The sequence below is a fragment of the Paraburkholderia yinzeri genome (genome assembly GCF_046581065.1).
In the GTDB taxonomy this organism is placed as follows: Bacteria; Pseudomonadota; Gammaproteobacteria; order Burkholderiales; family Burkholderiaceae; genus Paraburkholderia.
Map to the genome: position 1 here is coordinate 2,742,857 of NZ_JBFOCJ010000001.1, position 26,767 is coordinate 2,769,623.

General features: G+C 63.4%; 23 protein-coding genes. 4 read left to right on the forward strand and 19 right to left on the reverse strand.

Translation table 11 applies throughout. The features are described from left to right. Nucleotides 1–5 precede the first annotated feature (5 nt). The 4 genes from WJ542_RS13130 to WJ542_RS13145 are packed head-to-tail and all read right to left on the reverse strand — an operon-like array spanning nt 6 to nt 8,318. A complete protein-coding gene (locus tag WJ542_RS13130; protein WP_411189703.1) occupies nt 6–2,729 on the reverse strand; it encodes a DEAD/DEAH box helicase in 2,724 nt (907 codons plus the stop codon). After that, entirely contained in the window at nt 2,726–4,411 is a 1,686-nt protein-coding gene (locus tag WJ542_RS13135) for a site-specific DNA-methyltransferase (RefSeq protein ID WP_411189704.1), read from the reverse strand. Before WJ542_RS13135 ends, WJ542_RS13130 begins: the two co-directional genes overlap by 4 nt. After that, nucleotides 4,408–5,247, reverse strand: a complete 840-nt coding sequence (locus WJ542_RS13140) for an abortive infection family protein (RefSeq protein ID WP_411189705.1) — start codon at nt 5,245–5,247, stop codon at nt 4,408–4,410. Before WJ542_RS13140 ends, WJ542_RS13135 begins: the two co-directional genes overlap by 4 nt. Next, nucleotides 5,244–8,318, reverse strand: coding sequence for an SNF2-related protein (locus WJ542_RS13145; RefSeq protein ID WP_411189706.1), 3,075 nt, complete (start codon nt 8,316–8,318; stop codon nt 5,244–5,246). Before WJ542_RS13145 ends, WJ542_RS13140 begins: the two co-directional genes overlap by 4 nt. A gap of 196 nt (nt 8,319–8,514) precedes the next feature. Here WJ542_RS13145 and WJ542_RS13150 point away from each other — a divergent pair, with 196 nt between their 5' ends. Next, complete coding sequence (locus tag WJ542_RS13150) at nt 8,515–8,883, forward strand: helix-turn-helix transcriptional regulator (protein WP_411190554.1); 369 nt, start codon at nt 8,515–8,517, stop codon at nt 8,881–8,883. Between the two features lie 16 nt (nt 8,884–8,899). Here WJ542_RS13150 and WJ542_RS13155 read toward each other — a convergent pair whose 3' ends face one another. The 6 genes from WJ542_RS13155 to guaB form a co-directional block, all read right to left on the reverse strand. Further along, the gene (locus WJ542_RS13155) at nt 8,900–9,424 is read right to left on the reverse strand and encodes a helix-turn-helix transcriptional regulator (protein WP_411189707.1); all 525 of its coding nucleotides are present in this window, start codon (nt 9,422–9,424) and stop codon (nt 8,900–8,902) included. 4 nt (nt 9,425–9,428) lie between these two features. Continuing rightward, the gene (locus tag WJ542_RS13160; RefSeq protein ID WP_411189708.1) at nt 9,429–9,740 is read right to left on the reverse strand and encodes a hypothetical protein; all 312 of its coding nucleotides are present in this window, start codon (nt 9,738–9,740) and stop codon (nt 9,429–9,431) included. 21 nt (nt 9,741–9,761) lie between these two features. Then, complete coding sequence (locus tag WJ542_RS13165; protein ID WP_411189709.1) at nt 9,762–11,018, reverse strand: tyrosine-type recombinase/integrase; 1,257 nt, start codon at nt 11,016–11,018, stop codon at nt 9,762–9,764. 310 nt (nt 11,019–11,328) lie between these two features. Next, a complete protein-coding gene (guaA, locus tag WJ542_RS13170; RefSeq protein WP_411189710.1) occupies nt 11,329–12,912 on the reverse strand; it encodes a glutamine-hydrolyzing GMP synthase in 1,584 nt (527 codons plus the stop codon). A 121-nt stretch (nt 12,913–13,033) separates the two neighbouring features. Continuing rightward, nucleotides 13,034–13,705, reverse strand: a complete 672-nt coding sequence (locus tag WJ542_RS13175; RefSeq protein ID WP_411189711.1) for a hypothetical protein — start codon at nt 13,703–13,705, stop codon at nt 13,034–13,036. 6 nt (nt 13,706–13,711) lie between these two features. Next, nucleotides 13,712–15,172 (reverse strand): IMP dehydrogenase, encoded by a 1,461-nt coding sequence (gene guaB / locus WJ542_RS13180; RefSeq protein ID WP_411189712.1) that lies wholly within the window; start codon nt 15,170–15,172, stop codon nt 13,712–13,714. Nucleotides 15,173–15,458: 286 nt separating this feature from the next. Between guaB and WJ542_RS13185 the strand changes: the two genes are divergently transcribed. Beyond that, complete coding sequence (locus WJ542_RS13185; protein ID WP_411189713.1) at nt 15,459–16,496, forward strand: DMT family transporter; 1,038 nt, start codon at nt 15,459–15,461, stop codon at nt 16,494–16,496. 15 nt (nt 16,497–16,511) lie between these two features. Here WJ542_RS13185 and WJ542_RS13190 read toward each other — a convergent pair whose 3' ends face one another. Both WJ542_RS13190 and WJ542_RS13195 read right to left on the reverse strand, forming a co-directional pair. After that, nucleotides 16,512–16,844, reverse strand: a complete 333-nt coding sequence (locus WJ542_RS13190; RefSeq protein ID WP_411190555.1) for an RnfH family protein — start codon at nt 16,842–16,844, stop codon at nt 16,512–16,514. Continuing rightward, nucleotides 16,844–17,281: a type II toxin-antitoxin system RatA family toxin gene (locus tag WJ542_RS13195; protein WP_411189714.1), complete on the reverse strand. Its 438-nt coding sequence runs from the start codon at nt 17,279–17,281 to the stop codon at nt 16,844–16,846. Before WJ542_RS13195 ends, WJ542_RS13190 begins: the two co-directional genes overlap by 1 nt. 116 nt (nt 17,282–17,397) lie before the next feature. Between WJ542_RS13195 and smpB the strand changes: the two genes are divergently transcribed. Then, nucleotides 17,398–17,844 carry an SsrA-binding protein SmpB gene (gene smpB / locus WJ542_RS13200; RefSeq protein WP_411189715.1) on the forward strand — a complete coding sequence of 149 codons (447 nt, stop codon included), beginning with the start codon at nt 17,398–17,400 and terminating at the stop codon, nt 17,842–17,844. Nucleotide 17,845: 1 nt separating this feature from the next. Here smpB and WJ542_RS13205 read toward each other — a convergent pair whose 3' ends face one another. The 3 genes from WJ542_RS13205 to ppsA form a co-directional block, all read right to left on the reverse strand. Beyond that, nucleotides 17,846–18,787, reverse strand: coding sequence for an SPFH domain-containing protein (locus WJ542_RS13205; protein WP_411189716.1), 942 nt, complete (start codon nt 18,785–18,787; stop codon nt 17,846–17,848). 84 nt (nt 18,788–18,871) lie between these two features. Beyond that, nucleotides 18,872–19,333: an NfeD family protein gene (locus WJ542_RS13210; protein ID WP_411189717.1), complete on the reverse strand. Its 462-nt coding sequence runs from the start codon at nt 19,331–19,333 to the stop codon at nt 18,872–18,874. Between the two features lie 141 nt (nt 19,334–19,474). Then, nucleotides 19,475–21,874, reverse strand: coding sequence for a phosphoenolpyruvate synthase (gene ppsA / locus WJ542_RS13215; protein WP_411189718.1), 2,400 nt, complete (start codon nt 21,872–21,874; stop codon nt 19,475–19,477). A 423-nt stretch (nt 21,875–22,297) separates the two neighbouring features. Between ppsA and ppsR the strand changes: the two genes are divergently transcribed. Continuing rightward, nucleotides 22,298–23,113, forward strand: coding sequence for a posphoenolpyruvate synthetase regulatory kinase/phosphorylase PpsR (ppsR, locus tag WJ542_RS13220; protein WP_411189719.1), 816 nt, complete (start codon nt 22,298–22,300; stop codon nt 23,111–23,113). 89 nt (nt 23,114–23,202) lie between these two features. On the opposite strand, the gene WJ542_RS13225 is transcribed toward ppsR, so the two are convergent. The 4 genes from WJ542_RS13225 to lpxA are packed head-to-tail and all read right to left on the reverse strand — an operon-like array spanning nt 23,203 to nt 26,701. Beyond that, entirely contained in the window at nt 23,203–23,988 is a 786-nt protein-coding gene (locus tag WJ542_RS13225) for a TrmH family RNA methyltransferase (RefSeq protein ID WP_411189720.1), read from the reverse strand. Between the two features lie 2 nt (nt 23,989–23,990). Continuing rightward, nucleotides 23,991–24,743: a ribonuclease HII gene (gene rnhB / locus WJ542_RS13230; RefSeq protein ID WP_411189721.1), complete on the reverse strand. Its 753-nt coding sequence runs from the start codon at nt 24,741–24,743 to the stop codon at nt 23,991–23,993. After that, nucleotides 24,740–25,909 carry a lipid-A-disaccharide synthase gene (lpxB, locus tag WJ542_RS13235; RefSeq protein ID WP_411189722.1) on the reverse strand — a complete coding sequence of 390 codons (1,170 nt, stop codon included), beginning with the start codon at nt 25,907–25,909 and terminating at the stop codon, nt 24,740–24,742. The genes rnhB and lpxB overlap by 4 nt, the downstream gene beginning before the upstream one ends. A gap of 3 nt (nt 25,910–25,912) precedes the next feature. Then, on the reverse strand, nt 25,913–26,701 hold the full coding sequence (gene lpxA, locus WJ542_RS13240) for an acyl-ACP--UDP-N-acetylglucosamine O-acyltransferase (protein WP_411189723.1): 789 nt from the start codon (nt 26,699–26,701) through the stop codon (nt 25,913–25,915). Between the last annotated feature and the right edge of the window lie 66 nt (nt 26,702–26,767).

Below are 26,767 nucleotides of genomic sequence, written 5' to 3' on the forward strand. Positions count from 1 at the left end.
CTCCCTCATGAAGTGGCGTACTTGGCCACGAGTCCGTCGAGCGTGGAATTGGCGCGTATCTGGTCGTCGGGAATGAGGAGGTAGACCCAAGGCTTCGTGCCGCCGCCAGGCGCGTGTTCCGTCGCGGTCTTGCACCACTTGGTCGCGGCGGCGGCTTTGGCCTTGACGGTCGCGTCGTCGAGTTCGTTCTGCGCCTTCACTTCGCAGATGAGCATGTTCGTCTTGGTCTCGACGACGAAGTCCGGCTCGTAGGCTTCGCCCGAGCGATAGTCGATGCGGAACTGGTTACGCCCCGGCTTTATCCACTTCTCCGTGCTCGGGTCGGCCTCGACGACGACGGCAAGGCGGCGTTCGGGGTCGGTATCGAACTTTTGAAGCGTGTAACAACACTTCGAGAAGCCGCCGAAGACGTGCTTGCGGGTGTCGGAGAGCGGTGCTACGGCCTGCTTGAAGTCGCGGACGCGCTGTCCGGCGGGCACGTTCATCGGCTGGGCTTGGAGAAGCATGAAACCCCGCGTGACGGTGACTTCGTAGTCGTCCTCGCCAAGCGGCGTCTCGCGATAGTGGTTCATCATTTGCGCAAAGATGAAATCCGCAAGGTGGCGTCCGTGCCGGAGCAGGACGTTTTCCACCTCGGCGTCGTTCGCGAGATAGGACTTCACGCGCGCGACGACTTGCCCCGCCAGCTTGTAGAGCAAGCCAGCGTGGGCGTCGTAGTCAATCTCGTTGCGCTCGATGAGGTAGCGCAAGAGATAGTCTTCCGCGCGGCCCTCGCGCGGATCGTCGATGGCGCGGGCGAGATAGACCCGCGCCTGGGTGCGCAGGTCTTCGATGACAATGCCGTCCTCAATCGGGCGCAGATTGACGGACGCGAGGTTGTCGAGGTCAAAGTCCTCGAAGGTGAACGTCACCTGCTTCTTGGGCAGGACGACGATTTGCGGGATGGAAATGGTGCGGTCGGCAACAGTGACGGCGACGGTCTGCACGATTTGGTCGATGCGCGGCGCTTCGATGATGCCTTCGAGCGTGCCCTGAACGGGTCGAACCAACTCGCGCACTTCGTCGGCAATCTGCTTCTGCACCTCCGCGCCGCGCAACGCCTCGGCGCTTCCGAGTTTGCGCTCGTAGCGTTTGATGACTTCGAGCGTGATTTCGGCGGCCTTCGCCTCCGTCGGCGACTTGAATACGAAGGCGTCGCACTCTTCCTTGGCAAAGCCGGGGATTTCCGGTTGCACACCCGTCACAATCATTTCGACGACGGAAGGCGCTGTCACAAGGGTCGCGCCCGTTACGGAAATATCCCCGCCTTCCCCGATTTCGACAGTCTTCATGACGATGGAGCCGGGCTCGCGGGCCTTGGCGATGATGTCGTCGAAACGCTCGTGGGCGATGACGGTGAGCCGGTCAACGGCGGCAAACTCCTCGTTGCCGCCCTTGGACACGCGCTTTCCGAAGGGCAGACGGAGGCCGCGCCCCAGGGTCTGCTCGGTCAGGATTTCGGACGCGGAGGCGCGGAGCGGAACGATGGTATAGAGGTTCGTCACGTCCCAGCCTTCCTTGAGCTTGTTGACGTGGATGACGACGTCCGTACGTGCGTCCTTTTCGAGCGCCACCAGACGCGCGGTCGCGTCTTCGCTCTCTTCGCCGCGGAGGGCGGAATGCACTTCCGCCACCTTGTCCTTGAAGCGGCCCTTGAAGAAGTCCTCGGATTCGATGAAGTCGCGCAAGCGCTTGGCTTCGGTCGTATCCGCCGCAACGACGAGGATGAATGGATGCACCTTGGGCGCTCCGGTCGTGCGGTGATAGCGGTCGAGTTCCACGGCGACGTGGTCGTGGTGGTGGACGGCGTCTTCGAGCTTGATGCGCTCAAGTTCCTTGTCGCCCACGGATTTCGGGTCGAAGTCCTTGCGGGTAGCGACGGCGGGTTCCTTGACGAAGCCGTCCGCCATAGCCTGCCCGAGCGTGTAGCTGTAGATGACGTTCTTGAACGGCACGGGCCGCGCGCCCACGGTCTTCGGCGTCGCCGTCAGTTCCAGACCGAGAATGGGCTTGAGGCCGTCGATGGCGGCGGCACCCGCGCTCGCGCGGTAGCGGTGCGCTTCATCCATCAGCAAGACGAGGTCGTCGAGCTTGGAGAGGTAGGCGTAATAGCTCTCGCCGATCGTCTCTTGAAGCCGCTTCATCTTCGGCTTGCCGCGCGGGCTTTCTTCCTTGTTGATTTTATCGACGTTGAAGATGTTGATATGAACGTCGGAGCCGAAGATGTCGGTCGAGCGTCCGGTCTCGTACCGCACGCCGACGCCGCTTTCATAGTTGTCGCCGGTGATGATGAGCGGCAGATTCGCCGCGAATTCGGCAATGCCCTTGAAGACGTACTTCGGGCTGTCGGGCGAGAAGTCGGCAATCAGCTTTTCGTAGATGGTCGTGTTCGGCGCGAGCACGAAGAAATGGCGGCTCTTGCCCGTGAGGTACAGATAGGAAATGAACGCGCCCATGAGGCGGGTCTTGCCCACGCCCGTCGCAAGGGCGAAGCAGAGCGACGGAAACTCGTGCTCGAAGTCCGTGACGGAGGGATAGAGGTCGCGGATGGCGGCGAGCGCGGCGGCGGGGTCGCCACCCTTTTCGAGCGCAATCCTGCTGGCAACGTCGGCGAGGATTTCCAGCGAGTCCACCTGCGGCTTGCGAAGCGAAAGCCGCTGGCTGATGGTGCGGACGGTACGGTCAGTCACTTCCCGCCCTCCTGGCTGAACAGGTCATCCTGCGAAGTGCCATTGCGCTTCTTGCGCGTCTTGGGAGGTTGGGCGGGGTCGTCGGCTCCCTGCGCTTCGCGCGGGGCTTCGGGCAGGTTAGCCACGTTGAGGCTGTAATCGTCGTGACCCCACTCGCACTTGCGAAGCACGGCTTGGGGGATTTTCCTGATAGTGAGATTTGGAAAGGAGTCCGCATTGGCGCGGAATGCCTTACAGCACACCAGCAAGGTGCGCTCGTCGCCGACGGCCTCGGAAATCGCTGAAAGCTGGTCGTGCGTTAGGCTCTGCGTGGTGACGTAGATAAAGTCCGTCTCCGAAGACCGGCCCTGCATCCAATAGTGCGTCTCGTCGGGCTGATAGACAAAGCCCATCAGCTTGCACACGGCCTGCGAGAGCTTCGCCGCGTCGAACTCCTTGGAGATTACCCAATTCCCCCACGAGTCTTTCTCAAGGAGCGAGGGTGCCAGGCGGTAGTAACGGAACCCACCGCCGCCTTTCCATTCGACGGCCTCTGTGACGCCGCCGGCGTCCGTGCCGTCGATGACCTTTTTCAAACGGGGAGCAATGTGCGTTCCGCAGTGCTCTCCGAGTTCCACCATGACCCACCGCCGCCCCATCTTGTGCGCAACGGCTCCTGTTGTGCCGGAACCGGCAAAGGAGTCGAGAACGAGGTCGCCAGGGTCGGTTGCAATGTGAATGATTCGACGAAGCAACCGTTCGGGCTTCGGCGTAGGGAAAGGATCATCCTTCCCGAAGAGGTAGTGCATTTCCTTCTTGGCTTCGTCCGTATGACCGACTTCATCATGAGGCCACCATGTCCACGGCACGAACCCTTCGACCTCATCGAGATAACGGATGACATTGGGCTGGCTGTTGTTGTCTTTGCCGAAATAGATACGGCCTTCGGCTCGGAGCTTAAGAAATTCCGGCTCAATCATTGACCAGCATCGGCCTTCAGGCGGCTCGTGAACCGCGCCGCCAGGGGCGACAATCTTGTACATCTGATTCGGCCGATACCCCTGCGCGGTCATCGGAATGGGCCGCCAACGACCGCGCTTGTCATCATTTACGTTCTTGTAGACCTTTGCCTGCTCTTCGGTGATTGGCACAAGATTGCGGACGGCCTTGAACAGATTGGGATTTTTGGCATACACGAGGACGTAGTCATGGGCGTCGCCAATCGCCTCGCGATTCTCCCTTGAGTAGCGTTTCTGCCAAACATTGGATGCGATGAAAGAGCCGCGGCCTAGAATCTCATCTAGCAGCACCTTGAGGTAATGCGCTTCATTGTCGTCAATGGTTATCCAGAGCGAGCCGTCTTCGGTGAGAAGCTTGGCGAGAATTTCGAGTCGGTCACGCATGAGCGACAGCCAGATCGAATGTTCGACGCCGTCGTCGTAGTGCTGGAAGGCGCTTCCGGTGTTATACGGCGGGTCGATGAATACGCACTTCACCTTCCCCGTGTACTCCTGCTCAAGCGCCTTGAGCGCGAGCAGGTTGTCGCCTTGGATGAGGACGTTGTCGAAGATGTCGTGGTCAGTGAAGAGCACCTTGGCGTGATGAGACTTCTCCGCGTCTTCCAGAAGGATGCGCGGCTCAAGGCGCAGACGCTCGTCCTTGCCAATCCATGTCAGTTCCAGACGTTGCTTTCGGTTGCTCATGATGCGGGTCGCTGATTCTTCTTCTGTTGATATTCAAACGATTCCAAAAGGAATTCGCAGAGGGTGAAAGCCGCATTGACCGCGAGCTTCGCGTGGTGGGGGGCCGGGTTGTAGCGGCGAGCGTGGCGGTCGCTGGCCTTGTTGGCAACCTCGAACAATCCGGCAACTTGCCGTTGGAGACCCTCCAGAATTGTCTTGATGTAGTTCTCAAGGGAGTCGCCCTTGGGGTCGAGGTGCAAGGGCGCAGCGACGGCTTTGTAGAGGGCGCGGATATCGCCCTCGCTTTCGTTGAAGGCGATGGCGGTCTTGCGCAAAAGCTGTTTCAGGAACTCTTCGACGAGCGTATAGGCGTTGGCGATCGCGCCCGCCGCGTCGCCGTTGGCGATTTTGTGTCGCGCCTTCTCGACGTGCTCCTGTATGGATTCTTCCGTGAGGCGAACAAGCGTCGGGGCATGGACGATTGCGGCGGTGAGCGAGTCGGACGTGAAGTGCCCGTTCTCGTAGCGGAAGCCGTCGCGCTCCATGCGGCGCAACAGGCTGTTGACGGTCGCTCGCAGCTTGTCGTTCGGCGCGGCATCCTGGGCGCGTCGTAAGTCCTCGATAATTTCTTCGTAGGTGACGAGGAGCTTGCGCGTGTCGGCGGGCGACGAGAAGTCGATGTTGGCGTAATAGGTCTCGACCGAGCTTCGGCGCTGGCCCCCGACCGACGGTTCGTAGCCGGCCTTAGGTGACAGGCCGCCCGCCTCGAAGAACATATCTATCTCGCGCAAGGTGGAGCCGACGAGCACTTCGCGGAACTCATTGCGCGTCGCCTTACTGATGAACTCCCTGCTCATGTCACCTCCCACCGGATGGTGAACAGCGGCGCGAGAGACGGGTCGAGCAGCAGGCTCGCCTGAATCTTGTCGAGCATGGCTTCGACTTCCTCGCGGATTTTCTCGCGGCGGTCGAAGAACTCGCGTTTCAGCTTGTCGCGCTTGGCTTCAAGCCCGTTGATGCGCTTCTTCTCGGCGAGCTTTTCCGCCATAGGCAGGATCGAGCCGCGCATGGCCTTCTTGGCTTCCTTGACTTCCGCTTCGACGGTCTTGATTTCCGTCTCGAAGGCGCGTTCCAAGTCTTCGGCGTAGTGGTCGAGGTTTTCGCTTTCCACGTCGAGCCATTCGGCGTTCTGCTTTTCCGCCTCGTCCAGAAGCTCCTTGCGGCGTACGGCTTCACAGCCCTGCAAGGCGTCCTCGGGCGGGGTGCCGACGGGCGGCTCGTTCTGCGCGGGTACGCGGAACAGGCGCTCGAAGGTTTCGGGGTGGACGGCCTCGCCGTCGTCGGTGACGGCAGCCATGACCAGATGCTCGCGCGTGATGGCCTTGGTCACGATGCTGAACTTGCCGATGCGCGCCCATCCGGCCTTGCCGCGCAGAGGCTCCACATCGGTCAGGCGACCGCCGCGATAGCTTGAAAGGTCGAAACGCAGGCACGAGGCCGCGTCGAAGCGGCGCTCCTTCGCCTTCTTCACCACGTCGGTCGCCAAGGTGCCTTCCATCAGGCGGAAGAACCGCCAGCCCTTTTCGTCGGCGAGTGGCCATTCGGTCGTATAGGTTTCGCCGCGATAGTCGAAGCGGCGCTCGTCGTTCGCGTGGAAGCGCGCCTCGGGAATCTCCGCCCGCGCGACGTAGAGAAGCTGCTTCTCGAAGTCGGAAAGCTGGTTGCGGATTTCGTCCTTGCGGGTCTTGAGACGGTCGATGACCCTCTCGTCCACGGATTCCAAAAGCCGCTTGCGCGCGTCGAGTATCTGCTCGTCGATTTGCGCTTTCAGGTCGTCTTGCAACTTGTCGAAGGCGGCGTCGATTTCGGTTTCGGTGCGCGCGCTCTGCACGATTTGGAAGATGCGGCGCTCGATGTCCACGCCGCGCTCGATGACGCCCAGCACTTCGTCGCTCGCGCCGAAGACGCCCTTGAACAAATTGAACTTCTGGTCGAGAAGCTGGTGGATGCGCTGTTCGGCGTGGTTCTTGAGGTTGAGGAAGTTGACAACGGTGACGTCAATCTTCTGCCCGTAGCGGTGACAGCGCCCGATGCGCTGTTCCACCCGTTGCGGATTCCAAGGCAGGTCGAAGTTGACCAGGAGAGAGCAAAATTGAAGGTTGATACCCTCCGCGCCGGATTCCGTGGCAATCAGGATGGTCTTGCAGTCGCGGAAGGCTTCGACGATGGCGGCCTTCATGTCTGCCGTCTTGGAGCCGGAGACGGCGTCGGTGCCTTTGTTCTGCGCGAGCCAGTTCTGATAGATGGACTTGCTCTGCGGGTCGGCGTTCGAGCCGTTCAGAAGCACGATGTCGTCGGCATAGCCCTTCTCGGCGAGAAGCGCCACAAGATAGGTCTGCGTCCGCACGGATTCGGTGAAGATGACGGCCTTGCGCTGTCCGCCTTTCTTCACGATTTCGGCGAGGACTTGCGGGAGCGCCTTGATGAGCGCATTGCCCTTCTCGTTCTGCCCGATGGAGAGCGCCAGCTTGCGGTAGCTCTCAAGCTCGGCGATTTCCGCTTTCAGCTTCTCGGGGTCAATCGGGGGCGCTTCCTGTGCCTCGCCGTTGCCGTTGTCGTCGAACTCTTCGGCCTCTTCGTCGATGACATCGTAGTCCGCGACGGTCTCGACGGTCGGCGTCTCCATCTGCTTGAGACGGTCGATGATTTTCTTGAGCGTGTCGGCAATGGCGAAGGTGGACGAACCCAAAATCTTGCGCACGACCATCGTGACAAGCTGGTTCGGCTTGTTGCCGAAGGCAATGGTGTCCTTCCGTTGCAGATAGGCCGACACGTCAGCGTAGAGCTTCAATTCGTCTTGCGAGGGCGCGTATTCCATCGTGAGCGGACTGCGCTCGGTGTAGCGGATGAGGCCCGCCTGTTGCACCTGACGGCGGAGGGTGCGCTTGCAAATCGGTTCCAACCGCTTGCGCAGGAAGATGTGCCCGTTGCGCGCCCCCGCGCCCACGACGTACTGGCTGCGGAACGAGTCCTCGTCGCCGAAGTGGTGCTCGTCGAGCACGGAGACGAGGCCGTAGAGTTCCATCAGCGAGTTCTGCAACGGCGTCGCCGTCAGCAGAATCTTGAAGAACGGGCGCGTGGCGTCGCGGAGTTTCTTGGCGCGCGCGGCCCCATCCTTCCGGTAGACATTGCGCAGGCGGTGGGCCTCGTCGAACACGACGAGATCCCACTGACCGGAGCGAATCTCGTTGTCCTTGAGTGCCGCGAATTCGTAGGACGTGATGACGACGTGGTCGGGATGTGCGAAGGGTTTGGCGATGCCCTTCTTGCGCAGGTCGTTGTAGCTCTTGCGCTCGACGATGACGGAGGGGAGAGAGAACTTGTCGTAAAGCTCCTGGCTCCACTGCTTGCGCAAGGAGGCGGGCACGACAAGCAGGATGCGGCGCTTGCGCTCGGCCCAGCGCTGGGCAATGACAAGGCTCGCCTCGATGGTCTTGCCGAGGCCGACTTCGTCGGCGAGCAAGACGCCCTTGGACAGAGGCGACGCCAGCGCGAAGAGCGCGGCGTCCACCTGATGCGGGTTCATGTCCACGCGGGCGGTCGAGAGGGATTGCGCCAGCGCATCCTCCCCCGTGCCTTCCAGCGTGATGCGGTGGGCGAAGAACGTGCCCTGTTGTGGGGAGTAGTGCGCGTTGGGGAGCGTGGTCTCGGCGGACGGCTCCGGCGCTACGTCCGCGCCGTCATTGGCGGCGATGTCGGTGGCGCTCTGGTTCTTGAGCCAGAGCGTAATCGTGGCGCGGTCGAACCGCCACGAGCCGCCGACCTTCATGCCGGGAATCTTCGCGGCGGCGACGAGCTTGTACACCGTCTTTTCGTTGATTTTCAGGAGGTCAGCCACCTCCCGAATCGTGAGAATATTTTCCGACATGGTTGGGACTATACCCTATCCCGAGCCATGCATGGAGAAAATCAGAGAAAATTAGAGAACTTGGCGGGAAGACGATTCGAGTCAATAACTTAGCTCATGTTTCGCCCCCCCGCGCCCTGTCATTCGCTGCTCTACGCCACAGCGAGTTGTCCCGATAGGTGCCGAACCTCACCATGCCTCCATGCACAAGGTACTCATGGAGCCCGTCGTGGAAACCCTGCCCCCGCCTGCCCTCGATGCCAGCCGCCCCCTGCCACTGCCAGGGACGGAAGCCTACGAGGCGCTGCCACAGTTTCCGAAGAGCCCCCTTCCTTTCCGGCGCACCATCCGCCGGCAAGAACTGCGGCTGATCGTCCCCCTGGCTGAAACGACGATCTATGAAATGGAGCGCCGCGGCGAGTTCCCGCGTCGCTTCAACCTGACGCCGCGCTGCGTCGTGTGGGACTTGGCCGAAGTGGAAACGTGGATCGAGCAGCGCAAGCAAGCGCCTCGCGGCCGTGTCTCCAAGCCGGATGTCTATCAACGAAAAACCCGCCCTGTTCGGGCGGGTTCGAGTGAGGAATGACGCCGGGCAACGGCGCTCATCCAACCAAGGCTTGCAGTTCCTTGGACGCCGAGCGCGGCAATCGCTGGCCTTCCTTCGCCACGTTGACCTGCAAAGCCACCCGCGCCACGTCCAGCACGTCCTTGGCCAGCGCGTAGCTGCCCTTGGCCTGCAACCAGGTCAGCACGTCCGCCAAGTGCCAGATCGAGGCGCTGCCCTCATGCAACGGCGCTGGGAAGCTGCCTGGATGGGCCAGCATCAGCTTGCGCATGTTCTGCCGCGACACGCCCACGATCTCGGCCACGTCGGTCAGGCCAACCAAATCCGGCGCCACCTCGATGAGCTTGGCCGACGGCGCCGCACGGCGCACGTCCGCCAATGCGCTGCGCACGGCGGCGCCGGCGTCGGCCGCTTCGCGGGTGAACTCCAGCGCCAAGCGCCCCGGCTGCCCGATGCCGACCAAGGCATCGTCGCAGCCGGCTTCGCCCAGGCGCCCGACCAGCGCATCCGCGTCGCGGTCGTCGTCGGCGAGCTGGTACTTCAGGGTGAAGGTGTATTCCATCGCGCTACTCCTTGGCATCGCCGTCAGCCTCGCGCTGCTTGCGGTGCGTCGTGCAGTTGTCCACGACGCGCCGCAAGGCACGTGCGTGGTTGCCGGGGTTCTTCGGCGTGCTCCATACGCTGGTGATGCAGAACTCGCCGCAGCGGCATTCCTCGTCGTTGTACGGGCAATAAATCCGCCCCCAGGCGTGGCTGCCGCCGACTTCGACATGCCAGCCCTGCCCTTCGGCGTGCCTGAGAGCTTCCTCGACGACCTCTTTTTTCGGATGAGGGGAACGAGCGGTCTCCAGTATGAGGATGATCGGCAAGGTTGTCAAGTGACAACCTTGCCGCCGTTTTTAGGCTACCGCGCTCAATGCCGGCACCACCACGTTCTTCGGCAACAGCGTTGGCACGTAGGTCTGCCCGCCGCCCCAGGCATCGACGAGGTTGGCCCACTCTTGCAGCATGTGACGCCGCTGCTCGGCGTACTCAGCCTTGTTGTAGACCGAGCGCGAGGAACGGCCGTCCTCGTGCGCCAGGCACTTCTCGATCCAGTCGCGGTTGAAGCCGATTTCGTTCAACAGCGTCGAGCCGGTACGGCGCAGGTCGTGGACGGTGAACGGTTGCAGCGGCAGCCCCTTGGTCTTTGCCGCCTCCGCGATGAGTTGCGTGACCCGATTCAAGGTCGCATTGGACATGAACCGCTCGGCGTCGTAACGAGAGGGAAAAACGAACCTTGAGCCGGCCGCGCAGGTGTGCAGCGTCACGAAGATGTCGAGCGCCTGGCGCGACAGATAGACCACGTGCGGGTTGCGCCCCTTCATCCGCTGCTTCGGGATCGTCCAGGTCTTGCTCTCGAAATCGACCTCATCCCAAGTGGCTTGGATCAGTTCGCTCTTTCGCACCAGCGTCAGCAGGATCAGGCGCAGCGCGAGCTTGATGGTTGGATAAGTTGCCACCGACTCCATCTGTTGCACGAACAGTCGGATTTCCAGCGGCGACAAGGCGCGGTCCTTCGGGACGAAGGTGGCGATCGACGCCGCGCCCACGCTGTTGGCGGGGTTGTCCACCTTTTCGCCGTGGGCGATGGCGTAGACATAGACCTGCTTCACGATGTCCCGAATCTGGACCGCGGTGGCGGGCGCCCCGCGTTCCTTGACCTTGTTGCACAAGGCTCGCAGGTCTTCGGCCTGGATCTCGGTCAGCAGGCGATTCTGGAAGACCGGCAGGATGTCCCGGTCGATGATGTGCTTGCGCATGGCGCGCGTGCTATCGGCCAACCTTGCGTTGGCCAGCCAGGTGTCCATCGCCGTGCCGAAGGTCTTGATGGCGACTACCCGGCGCTTCTCGCGCTGCTTTTCGAGCGCAGGCGAGGTGCCCTTGAGCACGGCTTTGCGCGCGTCCAAGAGCAGTTCGCGCGCCATCGCCAGCGAGATGCCGCCGGGGCCGTAGCGCCCGAGCGTCAGCGTCTCGCGGCGGCCGTTGAGGCGATAGTCGTAGCGGAAGGTGACAGTGCCGCCAGGCGATACCGTCACGTACATTCCGTCCCGGTCAGAAGCCTTATAAATCTTGGACTTAGGCTTCAGATTTCGTAGTGCAGCGTCAGTAAGCATCGAGGTTTCCTCCGGCTTGTGACGGCTTTACCGTCAGGTTTTACCGTCAAGGACCTGGAGACCCGCTGATGCCCGGAAAGCCGCATAAAACAAGCATTCCCGAGAAGGCTTTTACCGTCAAAGACGGTAAAAGTCTGAATAGTGAACGAGAGCGTCTTAATCCGGCCTCGATTTTTACCGTCAGCTCTACCGCCAACTTTTTCTGCTGGCCGGCGATAGCCACCGATAGCTGCTGTGACGTATTTATTTCTAAATCAATACGTTACGTCAGTTTTTCGATAGCTGGCGATAGTCCTCGAAGGACGTAAATTCACTCCCACTCAATCGTCGCCGGCGGCTTCCCCGAAATGTCGTACACCACCCGATTGATCCCGCGCACCTCATTGATGATGCGGTTCGACACATGCCCCAGCAGTTCATGCGGCAGATGCGCCCAGTGCGCGGTCATGAAGTCCAGCGTCTGCACGGCGCGCAACGCAACAACGTACTCGTAAGTACGTCCATCGCCCATCACGCCCACGCTCTTCACCGGCAGAAACACCGCGAACGCCTGGCTCGTCAGTTCGTACCACGACTTGCCCGTTTCCTTATCGACGGTATTGCGCAGCGTCTCGATGAAGATCGCATCGGCGCGGCGCAGCAGATCGGCGAACTCGCGCTTCACTTCGCCAAGAATCCGCACGCCGAGGCCCGGGCCCGGGAACGGGTGGCGATACACCATCTCGTGCGGCAAGCCGAGCTTCACACCCAGTTCGCGGACTTCGTCCTTGAACAGCTCGCGCAGCGGCTCGAGCAGCTTGAGGTTCAACGTCTCCGGCAGGCCGCCCACGTTGTGGTGGCTCTTGATCGTGTGCGCCGCGTTCTTGCCCTTGCCCGCCGATTCGATCACGTCCGGATAGATCGTGCCCTGAGCGAGCCACCTGGCGTCGGTGAGCTTGCCCGCTTCGGCCTGGAAAACCTCCACAAATTCCGCACCGATGATCTTGCGCTTCGCTTCCGGATCGGTCACGCCCGCGAGCTTCGAAAGGAATGCTTCGCTTGCATCGACGTGGATCACCTTGACGCCCAGATTGCCCGCGAACATCGACATCACCTGCTCGGCCTCATTCAGGCGCAGCAAGCCGTGATCGACGAACACGCAGGTCAACTGGTCGCCGATCGCACGGTGCAGCAGCGCCGCCGCCACCGATGAATCGACACCGCCCGAGAGACCCAGGATGACGTGTTCGTTGCCAACCTGCTTGCGGATCGTCTCGACGGCTTCGTCGATGTAGTGGCCCATCTCCCAATCGGCCTTCGCGCCGCAGATGCCAAGCACGAAGCGCTCGAGCATGGCGCGGCCCTGCACCGTGTGCGTGACTTCGGGGTGCCATTGCAGGCCGTAGAAATGACGCGCCTCGTCGGCCATCGCCGCGATCGGGCACGATTCGGTCGAGGCCATCAGCTTGAAGCCTTCCGGCATTTCGGTGACCTTGTCGCCGTGGCTCATCCAGACCTTGAGCATGCCGTGGCCTTCCGGCGTCTGAAAGTCCTGGATGCCTTCCAGCAGGCTCGTGTGATTGCGGGCACGCACTTCGGCATAGCCGAATTCGCGCAGGTGGCCGTTGTCGACCTTGCCGCCCAGTTGCTCGGCCATCGTCTGCATGCCGTAGCAAATGCCGAGCACCGGTACGCCCAGTTCGAACACGGCTTGCGGCGCGCGCGGCGTGTCCGAGGTGGTGACCGAGTTCGGGCCACCCGAGAGAATGACGCCCTTTGGCGCGAATTCGCGAATGAAGGCGGCGTCGACGTCGTACGGATGCACTTCCGAATAGACGTGGGCTTCGCGCACGCGGCGCGCGATGAGCTGGGTGACTTGCGAACCGAAGTCGAGGATCAGGATTTTGTCGTGCATGGCAGCGGACGAGACCTAAAAAGAACGGATACGAAAAGCCACGCGTTTTTCACGCGCGGCATGAATTGATTTCAAACGCAAGGCGGCTGGGACGACCGGCTGGTTGAACGCCTCGCGCCGTTCAACCATGGAGCGGCGGCCTCGGCGCGGCGGCAGCTTCGTCGCGGGCGGCGAGACGCGCCTGGTCGGGATCGGCCGCGGCAGGCGGCTCAGCGTAGTGCGCCTGCGCCGCCGGTTCGCGCGGTACCCGCTCGGCGGCGGTGGGGACCGCCGCCGACGTCGCGCCCGCGGCGAACACCGGCTCCGCGTAGGTTGCCGGCTCCGGATGCGGCTCGCGTTTCGCCGCATTGCGCGCTTCGCGCTGCGCCACGGCAGCCTCGGTCGCCAGCGCCCTGTCGCGCCGCCGGACCGCGCCGGCAAGCCGCGCGACACTGAAACCGATCAGGATCAGCCAGACACCCACGCCACCGGCCACCAGTTGACCGAAGCCCGTGAGCCGCGGCGTATGCAGCCCGATCAGCCAGACCAGCATCAGCACGCCGGCGATCCAGTTGACGTGGCCCGCCGCCCGGCCGACCGGCGCGGTCATTGCGCCGTCGAACGCCGCGCGCGCCACGAGCCACGCGAAACCCAGCAGCACCACGCCGAACACCTGCCCGACGAGCGCCGGCTGCGGCTGCACCAGTTGCAGCGCGTCGTACAGCGAGGCCCACGGAGTCAGCAGGAACAGCACTCCAAAGCCCAGCAGCATCAACGCATCGACAATCAGGACAACACGCAGCAATGGCTTCATCGGCGATCAGTCCACGTGGTAGTTGGGGGCTTCCTTGGTGATCTGCACGTCATGCACGTGAGATTCGTGCAGGCCGGCGCCGGTGATCTGCACGAATTCCGCCTTCGTATGCAGTTCGTCGATCGTGCGGCAGCCGCAGTAGCCCATCGAAGCGCGCACGCCACCGATCAACTGGAACAGGATGGCGTTGATAGGACCCTTGTAGGCGACGCGGCCTTCGATGCCTTCCGGCACCAGCTTGTCGATATTCGCCGAGTTGTCCTGGAAGTAGCGGTCCGCAGCGCCGTCCTTCATCGCGCCGACCGAGCCCATGCCGCGGTACGACTTGTACTGGCGGCCCTGGAAGAGGAACACGTCGCCCGGCGACTCTTCGGTGCCCGCGAACATGCTGCCCATCATCACGGCGTTCGCGCCGGCTGCCAGCGCCTTCGAGACGTCGCCCGAGTAGCGCACGCCGCCGTCGGCGATGCACGGCACGCCAGTGCCCTTGAGCGCCTCCGAGACGTTGGAAATCGCGCTGATCTGCGGCACGCCCACGCCCGCCACGATACGCGTCGTGCAGATCGAGCCGGGACCGATGCCGACCTTCACGCCGTCCGCGCCGTACTCGACGAGCGCGCGCGCCGCATCGGCCGTGGCGATGTTGCCGCCGATCACCTCGACGTGCGGGAAGTTCTTCTTGACCCAGCGAACGCGCTCGAGCACGCCCTTGCTGTGGCCGTGCGCGGTATCGACGACGATCACATCCACGCCGGCCTGCACCAGCAGTTCGACGCGCTCTTCGTTGTCCGGACCGACGCCGACGGCCGCGCCCGCGCGCAGCTTGCCGTGCTCGTCCTTGCAGGCGGCCGGGTGCTCGGTCTGCTTGGTAATGTCCTTCACGGTCATCAGGCCGCGCAGTTCGAACGCGTCGTTGACGACGAGCACGCGCTCGAGGCGGTGGCTGTGCATGAGCGCCTTGGCCTCGGTGAGCGGGGTGCCTTCCTTGACGGTGACGAGGCGCTCGCGCGGCGTCATGATCGAGCGCACCGGCTCGTCCAGACGCGTTTCGAAACGCAGGTCGCGGTTCGTGACGATGCCGATCAGTTGCGCGCCTTCCACCACGGGGAAGCCGGAGATGCCATGCTGCTGCGACAGCGCGATCACGTCGCGCACCTTCATCTGCGGCGGAATCGTGATCGGATCGCGCACCACGCCCGACTCGAAACGCTTCACCTTCGCCACTTCGCGCGCCTGCTCGGCCGGCGTGAGATTTTTGTGGATGATGCCGACGCCGCCCTGCTGCGCCATCGCGATCGCGAGACGACCTTCCGTGACCGTATCCATGGCGGCCGAAACGAGCGGAATGTTCAGGGAGATATTGCGGGTCAGCCGGGTCTTCAGGCTGGTATCGCGCGGGAGAACGTCGGAAAAGGCGGGGACGAGGAGCACGTCATCGAACGTGAGTGCTTTCTGGATCAGACGCATGGCAAATCCTATAGGCGCAAAAGCAGATTATACGGGATAGCGCCCTGGAAATCATCAGTATCAACAGTAGGTTAGCGCCGATTTCAGCAAAATCGACCGGGCTCGCAGGACGGGATTCCGGCGTCGATCGATCCGCCCCTTTAACCTTCTGCGCGACCCGGCCGACTCGCGTCGGCATCCGCATTCCGCCGATGGCGAACGGGTCCTGCTGCAGGATTGAACAAGACATCGGGGCGCCGTACCGGTTAAGCTCGCGGCCAGTCAGATCGAAGCGGAGCTTTTGAACATGCAGCGTGGTGTGTTGTACGGCGTGCTCGCCGGTGCGTTATGGGGAACCGTCTTCGTGGTGCCCCGCCAACTGCCGGAATTCTCGCCGCTGCTCCTGAGCGCGGGGCGCTACGTGATGTATGGCCTCGTCTCGCTGGCCGCGCTGCTGCCGATGCTGCGCCGCGTGTGGCCGCGCATCACGCGCGCCGACCTCGTCGCGCTCGTGAAGCTCGCGCTGATGGGCAACCTGCTCTACTACCTCTTTCTCGCCACGGCGATCCATCTCGTCGGCATCGCGCCCGCCTCGCTGATCGTCGGCGTGCTGCCCGTGACGGTCACGCTGCTTGGCCGGCGCGATCACGGCGCCGTACCGCTCGCGCGCCTCGTCTGGCCGCTCGCGATGATCGCGGCCGGCATCGTCTGCATCAACGTTGACGTTTTCACGGCCGCGAGCAGCGGCAGCGCCGGCACGCTCACGAAAATCGCGGGCATTGGCTGCGCCGTGGGCGCACTCGTCTGCTGGACGTGGTTCGCCGTCGAAAATGCCCGCTACCTGCATCGCAACGCGCATTTCAGCGGCAACGAATGGTCGGTCCTGTGGGGCGTCGTGACGGGCGCGCTCGGCGGCGTACTGTGGCTCGCGATCCTCGCGCTGCCGGCCGGCATGGTCCAGGAGAGCGTCACGGCAACGCGCTGGACGACGTTCTGGCAACTGAACCTCGTGCTCGCGATCGGCGCGTCGTGGCTCGGCAACGGGCTCTGGAACGCGGCGGCGAAACGCCTGCCGCTCACGCTCTCGGGCCAGATGATCGTGTTCGAGACGCTGTTCGCCCTGCTCTATGGCTTCATCTACGATCACCGGCTGCCGCGCGTGCTCGAAATCGCGGCCATCGTGCTGCTCGTGGCCGGCGTCAGTTGGTCGGTACGCCAGCATTCGGGCGACCCGGAAGACACGGCGCACGGTGACGGCATCGTGCCGGAAGGCGACCTGCCGGGCATCGGCAGCGAGGGACCAAGCCATGGCCGCAACGAGCGTCGCAAGACCGCGGCGCAATAAAGGGGTAGCGAAGGGTCAGCGCGAGTCCTTGGGCAGCCACTTGCGCCCTTCGATCGACCCCGACTTGCGGGTCTTGTCCACGCGCCGCTGGCGCGCGGCCTTCGGATCCACGATCAGCGGCCGATAAATCTCCACGCGGTCGTGATCGGCCAGCACCGCGTCGAGCGGCTTGATCTTGCCGTAAATGCCGACCTTGAGCTTCGAGAAGTCGATTTCCGGGTGCCGTTCGAGGATCCCGCTGGCGTCGATGGCCTGCTGGACCGTCGCGCCCGGCGCCAGTTCGACGGAAACGAGCGTCTGTGCGTCGGGCAGCGCGTAGCAGACGTCGATAGAGAGCTTCGCGGCCATCATGCCTTGCCGTAGCGCTGGTCCGCGCGCTTCACGAACGAATCGACGAAAGTGTTCGCGATATGGTGGAACACCGGCCCGATGAGCTTTTCCAGAATAATGTTTGTGAACTCGTAGTGCAACGCGAACTCGATCTTGCAGGCATCCGCGCGCAGCGGCGTGAAGCGCCAGTAGCCCGTGAACTTGCGAAACGGCCCGTCGGCGAACTCCATGTCGATGCGCTCCGGGCGCTTTTGCGTGTTACGCGTGGCGAAGTGCTGCTTGATGCCCTTGAAGTGGATGTCGATCTTCGCCTCCATGCCGTTTTCGTCCTGGCGGCGGACCTCGACGCCACCGCACCACGGCAGGAAGTTGGGGTAGTCGGCCACGTCCGTGACGAGGTCGAACATCTGCTCCGCCGAATGGCGAATCAACACGGTTTTCTGGACATCCGCCATAGGGTGGCAACGCGTGGCAAAGGTGGGAATAGCGTTCGCTGGCCGGCTTTGCTGATTCGCGGGCCCGCTTTGCTAAAATTGCAATTTTAAACGAGTTGGGCCTTTTCCATTTTCCTATGAGCATCATCGACAACAGAAAAGCGTTCTTCGACTACTTCATCGAAGAGCGCCACGAGGCAGGGCTCGTGCTCGAGGGATGGGAGGTCAAGGCCCTGCGCGCGGGACGCGGCCAGATCAAGGAAGGCTACGTCGTGATCAAGGAAGGCGAGCTGTTCCTGATCGGCACGCACATCAGCCCGCTGCCCGAGGCATCGACGCACATCCATCCCGACCCGGTCCGCACGCGCAAGCTGCTCCTGCACCGCGACCAGATCGACAAGCTGATCGGCAAGGTCGAGCAGCGCGGCTATACGCTCGTGCCGCTGAACTTCCATTACAAGGACGGCCGGGTGAAGTGCGAAATCGGCCTCGCGAAGGGCAAGAAGCAGCACGACAAGCGCGAGACCGAAAAGAAACGCGACTGGGAGCGCGAAAAGGCGCGGCTGATGCGCACGCCCACCTGAGTCAGCCACCCTTCACCTGCTGCTCGCGCATGCCGCTGCGATTCACGATGGTCAGCGCCGAAGCGATCATCGTGGAGAGGTCGCCCATGTCGCCCGGCACGATCAGCGTATTGCCCTGCTTCGCGAGATTCGCGAACGCGTTGACGTACTGTTCCGCGACCTTCAGGTTGACGGCGTCCATGCCGCCCTGGGTCTGGATCGACGAACCGATCTTCTGGATCGCCTGAGCGTTGGCCTCGGCCACCGCGAGAATCGCCGCTGCCTGACCCTGCGCCTGATTGATCGCGGCCTGCTTCTCGCCCTCCGACTTCTGGATCGCCGCCTCGCGCGCGCCCGAGGCGAGATTGATCTGCTCCTGCTTGCGGCCTTCCGAAGCGGCAATCAGCGCGCGCTTCTCGCGCTCCGCGGTGATCTGCGCCTGCATGGCGTGGAGGATTTCCTTGGGCGGCGTAAGATCCTTGATCTCGTAGCGCAGCACCTTGACGCCCCAGTTCGAGGCAGCTTCGTCGAGCGACGAGACGATGCTGTGATTGATGAAATCGCGCTCCTCGAAAGTCTTGTCGAGTTCGAGCTTGCCGATCACCGAGCGCAGCGTAGTCTGCGAAAGCTGCGTGATGGCGAAGACGTAATTGCTCGACCCGTACGACGCCTTCATCGGATCGGTGACCTGGAAATACAGCACGCCGTCCACCTGTAGCTGCGTGTTGTCGCGCGTGATGCAGACCTGGCTCGGCACGTCGAGCGGAATCTCCTTGAGCACGTGCCTGTACGCCACGCGGTCCACGAACGGCAGGACGATCGAGAGCCCCGGCGTCAGCGTGGCGTGATAGCGGCCGAGCCGCTCGAGAACCCACGCGTGCTGTTGCGGCACGATCTTGATCGTCTGGGCGATCAGCACGACAGCGATCACAAACAGAATCACGCCCACGACTGGAACTTGCATGGATGGCCTCCTTTCTCTCGGGTGTATTCGATGCAGAACTCGCGCGTAGAGGCCACGGCAACGTGCCTCGTTGCGCGGAAGAACTCAGGCATGACGCGCCCCGTCGGGCGCCGCGTCGCGGTGCGCGCCGCCGATGAGGCAACTGCCGCGAACAGCCTTGATTTCGTAGAGCCGCGCATCCTCGGGCTCGCCGGGCGCCAGTTCGACGTCCCATTCGGCCCCGCGGTACATCGCGCGTGCGCGGCGGTCATGCCAGGAGGCGACGCTGAGCGATTCGCCGATGTCGAGATTCACGCCGGGATCGCGCGAGGGATCGGTGCCGCGCCGGCGGCGCCCGAAACGCGAGCGCCGCAGCGCGATCACGGCAACCAGCCCGACAACGGCGGCAATGGCCAGCTGGAAGTCGAGCGGCACGCCGAACTCCCAGGCGAGCGCCCCCGCAAGAAAGCCGAGCGCGATCATCAGCAGGTAGAACGTGCCCGTCATCAGTTCGGCGACGATCAGCACGCCCGCGCCGACCCACCAGAACAAACCATGTGGACCCACGTCAGTCTCCCAAAACAAAACACCCCGGCTTGACCGGGGTGTTATAGCACGAAGCTGACACTCTTTTCCGTGCGGCGCCTCAAGGTTGCAGGCGGCCGCGGGTGCTGCCTCCCATTCCGTCGAGGCAGCGATGCACCATGCTTATTTCGCCTGCGACTGCGCCAGCGCCTGCCACGTTTCGATGACCGTGTCCGGGTTCAGCGAGATCGAGGCGATGCCCTCTTCTGCAAGCCACTGGGCGAAGTCCGGATGATCGGACGGGCCCTGGCCGCAGATGCCGACGTACTTGTTCAGGCGGCGGCAGGTGTCGATCGCGCGCTTGAGCATGAACTTCACGGCCGGATCGCGCTCGTCGAAATCGACGGCGAGGAGCTCCATGCCCGAGTCGCGGTCGAGGCCCAGCGTGAGCTGCGTCAGGTCGTTCGAGCCGATCGAGAAGCCGTCGAAGAACTGCAGGAACTCTTCGGCGAGGATCGCGTTCGACGGCACTTCGCACATCATGATGAGGCGCAGATCGTTCACGCCGCGCTTCAGGCCGAACTTCTCCAGCAGGCCCACCACGCGTTCGGCCTGCTTCAGCGTGCGCACGAACGGCACCATGATCTCCACGTTCGCGAGACCCATGTCCTCGCGCACGCGCTTGAGCGCGAGACACTCCATCTCGAAGGCCTGCGCGAAGTCCTCGGCGATGTAACGCGATGCACCGCGGAAGCCGAGCATCGGGTTTTCTTCATCCGGCTCGTAACGCGAACCGCCGATCAGCTTCTTGTACTCGTTCGACTTGAAGTCCGAGAGACGCACAATGACAGGCTTCGGATAGAACGCCGCCGCGATTGTGGCGATACCTTCGGTCAGCTTGTCGACATAGAACGCGCGCGGCGAAGCATGCCCGCGCGCGACGCTCTCGACGGCCTTCTTCAGGTCGGCGTCGACGTTCGGGTACTCGAGAATCGCCTTCGGGTGCACGCCGATGTTGTTGTTGATGATGAACTCGAGACGCGCAAGGCCCACGCCGGCGTTCGGCAACTGCGAGAAGTCGAACGCGAGCTGCGGATTGCCGACGTTCATCATGATCTTGACCGGCACCGGCGGCAACTCGCCACGCTGGACTTCGCTGACTTCGGTTTCGAGCAGACCGTCATAGATGCGCCCTTCGTCGCCTTCCGCGCACGACACGGTCACGAGCGCGCCGTCCTTCAGCACGTCGGTCGCGTCGCCGCAGCCCACCACGGCCGGCACGCCCAGTTCGCGCGCGATGATCGCCGCGTGGCAGGTACGGCCGCCACGGTTCGTGACGATGGCCGAGGCGCGCTTCATCACCGGCTCCCAGTTCGGGTCGGTCATGTCGGCCACCAGCACGTCGCCCGGCTGCACGCGCTCCATTTCGGACGGATCGTGAATCACCTTCACGCGGCCCGCGCCGATCTTCTGGCCGATCGCACGACCGGTGGCGAGCACCTGCGACTGGCCCTTGAGCTTGAACCGCTGCTCGACCTTGCCGTGCGCCTGGCTCTTCACCGTCTCCGGACGCGCCTGGAGAATGAAGATCTTGCCGTCGCGGCCGTCCTTGCCCCACTCGATGTCCATCGGACGCTGGTAGTGCTTTTCGATGATGACCGCGTACTTCGCGAGCTCGATCACGTCTTCGTCGGTAATCGAGAAGCGGTTGCGCTGCTCATGCGTCACGTCGACCGTTTTCACGCGGCCCGGCTCGCCCGGCTGCGTGAATTCCATCTTGATGAGCTTCGAGCCGATCGAGCGGCGGATGATCGGGGCCTTGCCCTGGGCGAGCGTGGTCTTGAAAACGTAGAACTCGTCCGGATTCACCGCGCCCTGCACCACGGTCTCGCCGAGACCATAGCTCGACGTGATGAACACGGCGTCCTTGAAACCCGATTCGGTATCCAGCGTGAACATCACGCCCGCGGCGCCGCAGTCCGAACGGACCATGCGCTGCACACCGGCCGACAGCGCGACTTCGGCGTGCGTGAAGCCCTTGTGGACCCGATACGAGATGGCGCGGTCGTTGTAGAGCGACGCGAACACGTGCTTGAGGCGGTCGAGCACATCCTCGACGCCCACCACGTTCAGGTAGCTTTCCTGCTGGCCGGCGAACGAGGCGTCGGGCAGGTCTTCCGCCGTGGCCGACGAACGCACGGCGAACGAGAGCTCAGCCGGCGAACCGTTCTGGAGCGTTTCGAAGCCCTTGCGGATATCCGCTTCCAGTTGCGGCTGCAGCGGCGCGTCGACGATCCATTGACGGATCTCCTTGCCCGCTTCGGCCAGCGCCTTGACGTCGTCGACGTCGAGCGTTTCCAGACGGGCGGCGATCCGCTCGGTCAGGTTGTTGTGTTTCAGGAAGTCGCGGAAAGCGAGCGCGGTCGTGGCGAAGCCCGTGGGCACTCGCACGCCTGCCTCAGCCAGTTGGCTGATCATTTCGCCGAGCGAGGCGTTCTTGCCGCCCACGATCTCGACATCGGTCATCCGCAACTGCTCGAAAGGCACTACATACGCCTGATCCTTGGCAACGGTGTTAGTCATACAAGCCCCTAAGTGTGAAAAAAATTCACGATTGCGCAAGTGGGCTCGAACGCGGACCGTTCATTGGAAACGGCCTCGCGTCTTGCGCAACCTGTTGGAGAAGCAATCGCCAAGGGCTTCGAAGCTTGCATCCGTTGAAAGGAAAAGCACGAAGATGCGCGCGATTACGTGAAATTAGACGGAATCGCTGCAGGTTGACGCCAGAACGAGCCACGATAGGCTGCGGTTTGACGCGGTTGCACTGCAATTGCTTATCCAACAGGTTGCCGCTATTCTACCGTGCCGACTCCGGAAAATGTGCCAGCCCGCGTTAGTCGGCAGGAATCGCGTTCCCGCCTGGTTTGCCCGAGCCCCACACGGAGGCGCCGGGCGCCCGGCCTGTCTTCAAGCGCCTGTAGCAGCGCACGTACCCAGCTTCAATCGATGCCGCCCACCGTATTCATCGTCTCCGACGGTACCGGGATCACTGCCGAAACCTTCGCGCATTCGATCCTCTCCCAGTTCGACCAGAAATTCCGCCTCGTGCGCGTGCCGTTCATCGATTCGACGGACAAGGCCTATGCCACGGCCGAAAAGATCAACGAAGCCGCCGTGCACGAAGGCCGCCGCCCGATTGTCTTCACGACGCTCGTGGACAGCAACTCGAACGAGATCGTCAAGCGGGCGAATGCGCTCGTGCTGGACATGTTCCAGACCTTCGTCGAACCGCTCGAACAGGAGCTGGAGCTCAAGTCGAGCCACGCGATGGGCCGCGGCCACCAGAACGCCGACACCGACGAATACAAGAACCGCATCGAAGCGATCAACTTCTCGCTTGCGCACGACGACGGCCAGTCGGACCGCAATCTCGCCGACGCCGACGTGATCCTCGTGGGCGTCTCGCGCAGCGGCAAGACGCCCACCAGCCTGTATCTCGCGATGCAGTACGGCGTGAAGGCAGCGAACTATCCGCTGATCCCCGACGATTTCGAGCGCAGCAAGCTGCCCAATTCGCTGCTGCCGCACCGCTCGAAGATCTTCGGCCTCTCGATCGATCCGCAGCGTCTCACAGAAATCCGCAACGAGCGGCGCCCCGGCAGCAAGTACGCGGCGCTGGAAAACTGCCGCTACGAGGTCAACGAGGCGGAAGCGATGATGCGCCGCGAAGGCATCAAGTGGCTGTCGTCGACGCACAAGTCGATCGAGGAAATTGCCACGACGATCCTGCAGGAAATCCGCATCGACAAGCCCTCCTATTGAGGCAGGACTGGAGGCACGGCCGCAAAGCAAAAACGCCTGCATCGAGCAGGCGTTTTTCGTTATGCGAAGGGGAATGAGTCAATGCGCGGTCAATGCGCGCGGCGCTGCTGGCGACACTGTTCGAACAGGCACACTGCCGCCGCTGCGGCGACATTGAGCGATTCCATGCCGCCCGGCTGCGGAATCGTCACACGATGCGCGGCGCTATCGCGCCAGACCTGCGACACCCCTGCCCCTTCATTGCCGAAGATCCACGCGACCGGTCCGGTCAAGTCGCATTCGTCGATCGCCTGTGCGCCGTGCGAATCGGTGATGACGACCGGCACGGCGAGCAGCTCCGCCAACGTGTCCGGCTCGACGTTCTCGAACACCTCCAGCAGGAAATGCGCGCCCATCGCCGAGCGCAGCACCTTCGACGACCAGACATAAGCCGTGCCCGGCGTGCAGAACACCTTGTCGATGCCCGCGGCGGCCGCGCTGCGCAGAATCGAGCCCACATTGCCCGCGTCCTGAACGCCGTCGAGCACGAGGCAGGTGGATTGCACACGGCGCGGCAGCGCGGCCTCCGGCGTCGCGACGAGCAGCAGCATGCCCACCCCGTGCACGACGTTCGAGAGCTGGCCGAAGAGCGCGTCGGGCAAGCTCAGAACGCGGCGTTCTTCGACGCGGGCGACGATCGCCTGCGCCTCCTCGTGCGCGAGCGCGCCGTCGGTGACGATGCAGTATTCGGGCTGGCCGCCGCCGTCGAGCCAGGCACTCGCGAGATGGAAGCCTTCGAGCAGCGCCTGGCCGCTCTTGCGCTGTTGATGCGTCGAGCCGGCCAGCGCCTTCAGGCGCTTGTAGAGCGGATTGTCGCGCGAGGTAATGGCTTTCATGGTCACACCTCGCGATTGAGGTCCGCGAGAACGATGCCATGCAGCGCGTACGCCTCGCGCACCGGCGCGAACGAACGCCGATGATGCTCGCAGGGACCATGCTCGCGCAGTGCGCTCAGGTGCTGCGGCGTGCCGTAGCCGGCGTGCGCATCGAAACCATACGCCGGAAAAGCGTCGTGCAGTTCCAGCAGCATGCGGTCGCGCGTGACCTTCGCGATGATGGAGGCAGCCGAAATACTCGGCACCAGCGCATCGCCGCCAATCACGGCCTCGCTGCGCACCGACAGAACCGGGCAGCGGTTGCCGTCGATCTTCGCAAGTGTCGGCGTCACGGCGAGACCTTCGACGGCGCGCCGCATCGCCAGCATCGTGGCATGCAGGATATTGAGCGTGTCGATCTCCTCGACCGACGCCGCCGCCACACTCCACGCCAGCGAACGTTCGACGATGAGATCGTAGAGCGCGTCGCGCGCCTTCGCCGTGAGCACCTTCGAATCGTCGAGCCCCGCGATGGGGCGCGCCGGATCGAGGATCACGGCGGCCGCCACGACAGGCCCGGCCAGCGGGCCGCGTCCGGCCTCGTCCACGCCGCAAACGACATCCTCGGGCGACTCGAACAGCAAGCCAGCTTGTTGCGCGAGCGCATAGCGCGCCGCACGCTTCTCGGCCGCTTTCGACGGCGCCCCGGCGGCAGCCTTGCCCGCCCCTCCGGTCTTCGGCACTGCCGCTCGGCGCTTGATCGACGCTCCGGTCATGCCCGCCCTCTGCGGCTTTCCACGACACCCGCCACCACCTCCGCCGCACGCTGCGACGTGTTCTGGCGCAGCGCCACATGCATCTCGGTGAAGACTTCCTTCAGCGTGCGCCGGTTCGCCTCGTCGCGCAACTGCGTGAGCGTGGCATCGGCGAGCGCCGACGGCGTCGCGAAGTGCTGCAGGATCTCGGGAACGACGAAGCGGCCCGCGAGAATGTTCGGCAGCCCCACGTACGGCAGATAACCCTGGCGCCGCATGATCTGGCCCGTGAGCCAGGGCACCTTGTACGAGATGACCATCGGCTTCTTGAGCAGCGCCGCTTCGAGCGTCACGGTGCCGCTCTTCACGAGAATGGCGTCGGCGGCCGTCATCGCCCGTTGCGACTGGCCGTCGATGATGGTCAGTGCGAGCCCTTGATGCGCGTTCGCCAGCTCCTGCAATTGCGCATGGATCGCGGGCGTCGCCGCCGGCATCACGAAGCGCACGCCCGGCTCGCGCTGCTGCATGAGTTGCATCGCGTCGAAGAACGTCGGCCCGATCAGGTTGATCTCGGAGCGGCGGCTGCCGGGCAGCACCGCAATGACCGGCCCGCTCTCGGGCAGGCCCAGTGCGCGGCGCGCGCCCGGTACATCGGGTTCGAGCGGAATCTCGTCGGCAAGCGGATGGCCGACATACGACGACGCCACGCCGGCCTTCTCGAGGATCGCAGTCTCGAACGGGAAGACGCAGAGCATGTGATCCACCGACTTCTGGATCTTCTTGATGCGCCCGCCGCGCCAAGCCCAGATCGACGGGCAGACGAAATGGATCGTCGGGATACCGGCCGTGCGCAACGAATGTTCGAGGCCGAAATTGAAGTCCGGCGCATCGACGCCGATGAACGCGTCGGGCGGATCCGCGAGCAGTTGATGCTTGAGTTCGCCGCGAATGCGCAGGATCTCGGGAATGTGCCTCAATGCCTCGACATAGCCGCGCACCGTGAGCTTGTCCATCGGCCAGTGCGCGTCGAAACCGGCTGCCGCCATGCGCGGGCCGCCGATTCCATAGTACTGCGTAGTATCGGGCAGGCGGCCCGTGAGGCCGTTGAGCAGCGAGGCCGCCAGCAGATCGCCGGATGGCTCGCCGGCCACCATCGCCAGCCGCAAGGGACGGGTCGAGATCGCCATCGGTTAGCGGATGATGCCGCGTTGCGACTGCTCGACGAAGTCGATCAGCGCCTGCACGTGGACGTCACCGTCGCCGCCCGCACCCGCCAGTTCCGCGAGCTGGACCTTCGCCTCTTCGAGCGAGAGCCCGTTCTTGTAGAGCGTGCGGTAGGCCGCGCGCAGCGCCGAAATGGCGTCGGCCGAAAAGCCGCGGCGGCGCAAGCCTTCGACGTTGATACCGTGCGGCACGGCCTTGTTGCCGGCCGCGATCACGAACGGCGGCACGTCCTGAACGAGCGCCGAGGCGCCGCCCACCATCGCATGCGCGCCGATGCGCACGTACTGGTGTACGCCCGTCATGCCGCCGACGATCGCGTAGTCCTCGACGATCACATGGCCCGCAAGCTGCGCATTGCTCGACATGATCACGTTGTTGCCAAGACGGCAGTCGTGGCCGACGTGCACATAAGCCATGATCCAGTTGTCGTCGCCGATGATCGTGACACCGGTGTCCTGCACCGTGCCCGTATGCAGCGTCGTGAACTCGCGGATCATGTTGCGATCGCCGATCACGAGCCGCGTGGGCTCGTCCTTGTACTTCATGTCCTGCGGACGGCCGCCGACCGACGCGTAATGGCCGATACGATTGTCAACGCCAATCGTCGTGTGCCCTTCGAGCACGCTGTGCGAGCCGACGACGGTGCGCGCGCCGACGCTCACATGCGCGCCGACGATGGCATACGGCCCGATCTCGGCCGTCTCGTCGATTTGCGCGCCCGGCTCGACGATCGCAGTGGGATGAATCCTGCTCATTCGCCCTCGCTTCGAATTCAGTTGTGTGCGCTCGCGCCGCGTGGCGCGCCCGCACTACGCGCCGCG

Coding starts and splice junctions, on each gene's coding strand:
- WJ542_RS13135 (WP_411189704.1), bottom strand. CDS start 4,411: ATGAGCAACCGAAAGCAACGTCTGGAACTGACATGGATTGGCAAGGAC.
- WJ542_RS13140 (WP_411189705.1), bottom strand. CDS start 5,247: ATGAGCAGGGAGTTCATCAGTAAGGCGACGCGCAATGAGTTCCGCGAA.
- WJ542_RS13145 (WP_411189706.1), bottom strand. CDS start 8,318: ATGTCGGAAAATATTCTCACGATTCGGGAGGTGGCTGACCTCCTGAAA.
- WJ542_RS13150 (WP_411190554.1), top strand. CDS start 8,515: ATGGAGCCCGTCGTGGAAACCCTGCCCCCGCCTGCCCTCGATGCCAGC.
- WJ542_RS13155 (WP_411189707.1), bottom strand. CDS start 9,424: ATGGAATACACCTTCACCCTGAAGTACCAGCTCGCCGACGACGACCGC.
- WJ542_RS13165 (WP_411189709.1), bottom strand. CDS start 11,018: ATGCTTACTGACGCTGCACTACGAAATCTGAAGCCTAAGTCCAAGATT.
- guaA (WP_411189710.1), bottom strand. CDS start 12,912: ATGCACGACAAAATCCTGATCCTCGACTTCGGTTCGCAAGTCACCCAG.
- WJ542_RS13175 (WP_411189711.1), bottom strand. CDS start 13,705: ATGAAGCCATTGCTGCGTGTTGTCCTGATTGTCGATGCGTTGATGCTG.
- guaB (WP_411189712.1), bottom strand. CDS start 15,172: ATGCGTCTGATCCAGAAAGCACTCACGTTCGATGACGTGCTCCTCGTC.
- WJ542_RS13185 (WP_411189713.1), top strand. CDS start 15,459: ATGCAGCGTGGTGTGTTGTACGGCGTGCTCGCCGGTGCGTTATGGGGA.
- WJ542_RS13190 (WP_411190555.1), bottom strand. CDS start 16,844: ATGGCCGCGAAGCTCTCTATCGACGTCTGCTACGCGCTGCCCGACGCA.
- WJ542_RS13195 (WP_411189714.1), bottom strand. CDS start 17,281: ATGGCGGATGTCCAGAAAACCGTGTTGATTCGCCATTCGGCGGAGCAG.
- smpB (WP_411189715.1), top strand. CDS start 17,398: ATGAGCATCATCGACAACAGAAAAGCGTTCTTCGACTACTTCATCGAA.
- WJ542_RS13205 (WP_411189716.1), bottom strand. CDS start 18,787: ATGCAAGTTCCAGTCGTGGGCGTGATTCTGTTTGTGATCGCTGTCGTG.
- ppsA (WP_411189718.1), bottom strand. CDS start 21,874: ATGACTAACACCGTTGCCAAGGATCAGGCGTATGTAGTGCCTTTCGAG.
- ppsR (WP_411189719.1), top strand. CDS start 22,298: ATGCCGCCCACCGTATTCATCGTCTCCGACGGTACCGGGATCACTGCC.
- WJ542_RS13225 (WP_411189720.1), bottom strand. CDS start 23,988: ATGAAAGCCATTACCTCGCGCGACAATCCGCTCTACAAGCGCCTGAAG.
- rnhB (WP_411189721.1), bottom strand. CDS start 24,743: ATGACCGGAGCGTCGATCAAGCGCCGAGCGGCAGTGCCGAAGACCGGA.
- lpxB (WP_411189722.1), bottom strand. CDS start 25,909: ATGGCGATCTCGACCCGTCCCTTGCGGCTGGCGATGGTGGCCGGCGAG.
- lpxA (WP_411189723.1), bottom strand. CDS start 26,701: ATGAGCAGGATTCATCCCACTGCGATCGTCGAGCCGGGCGCGCAAATC.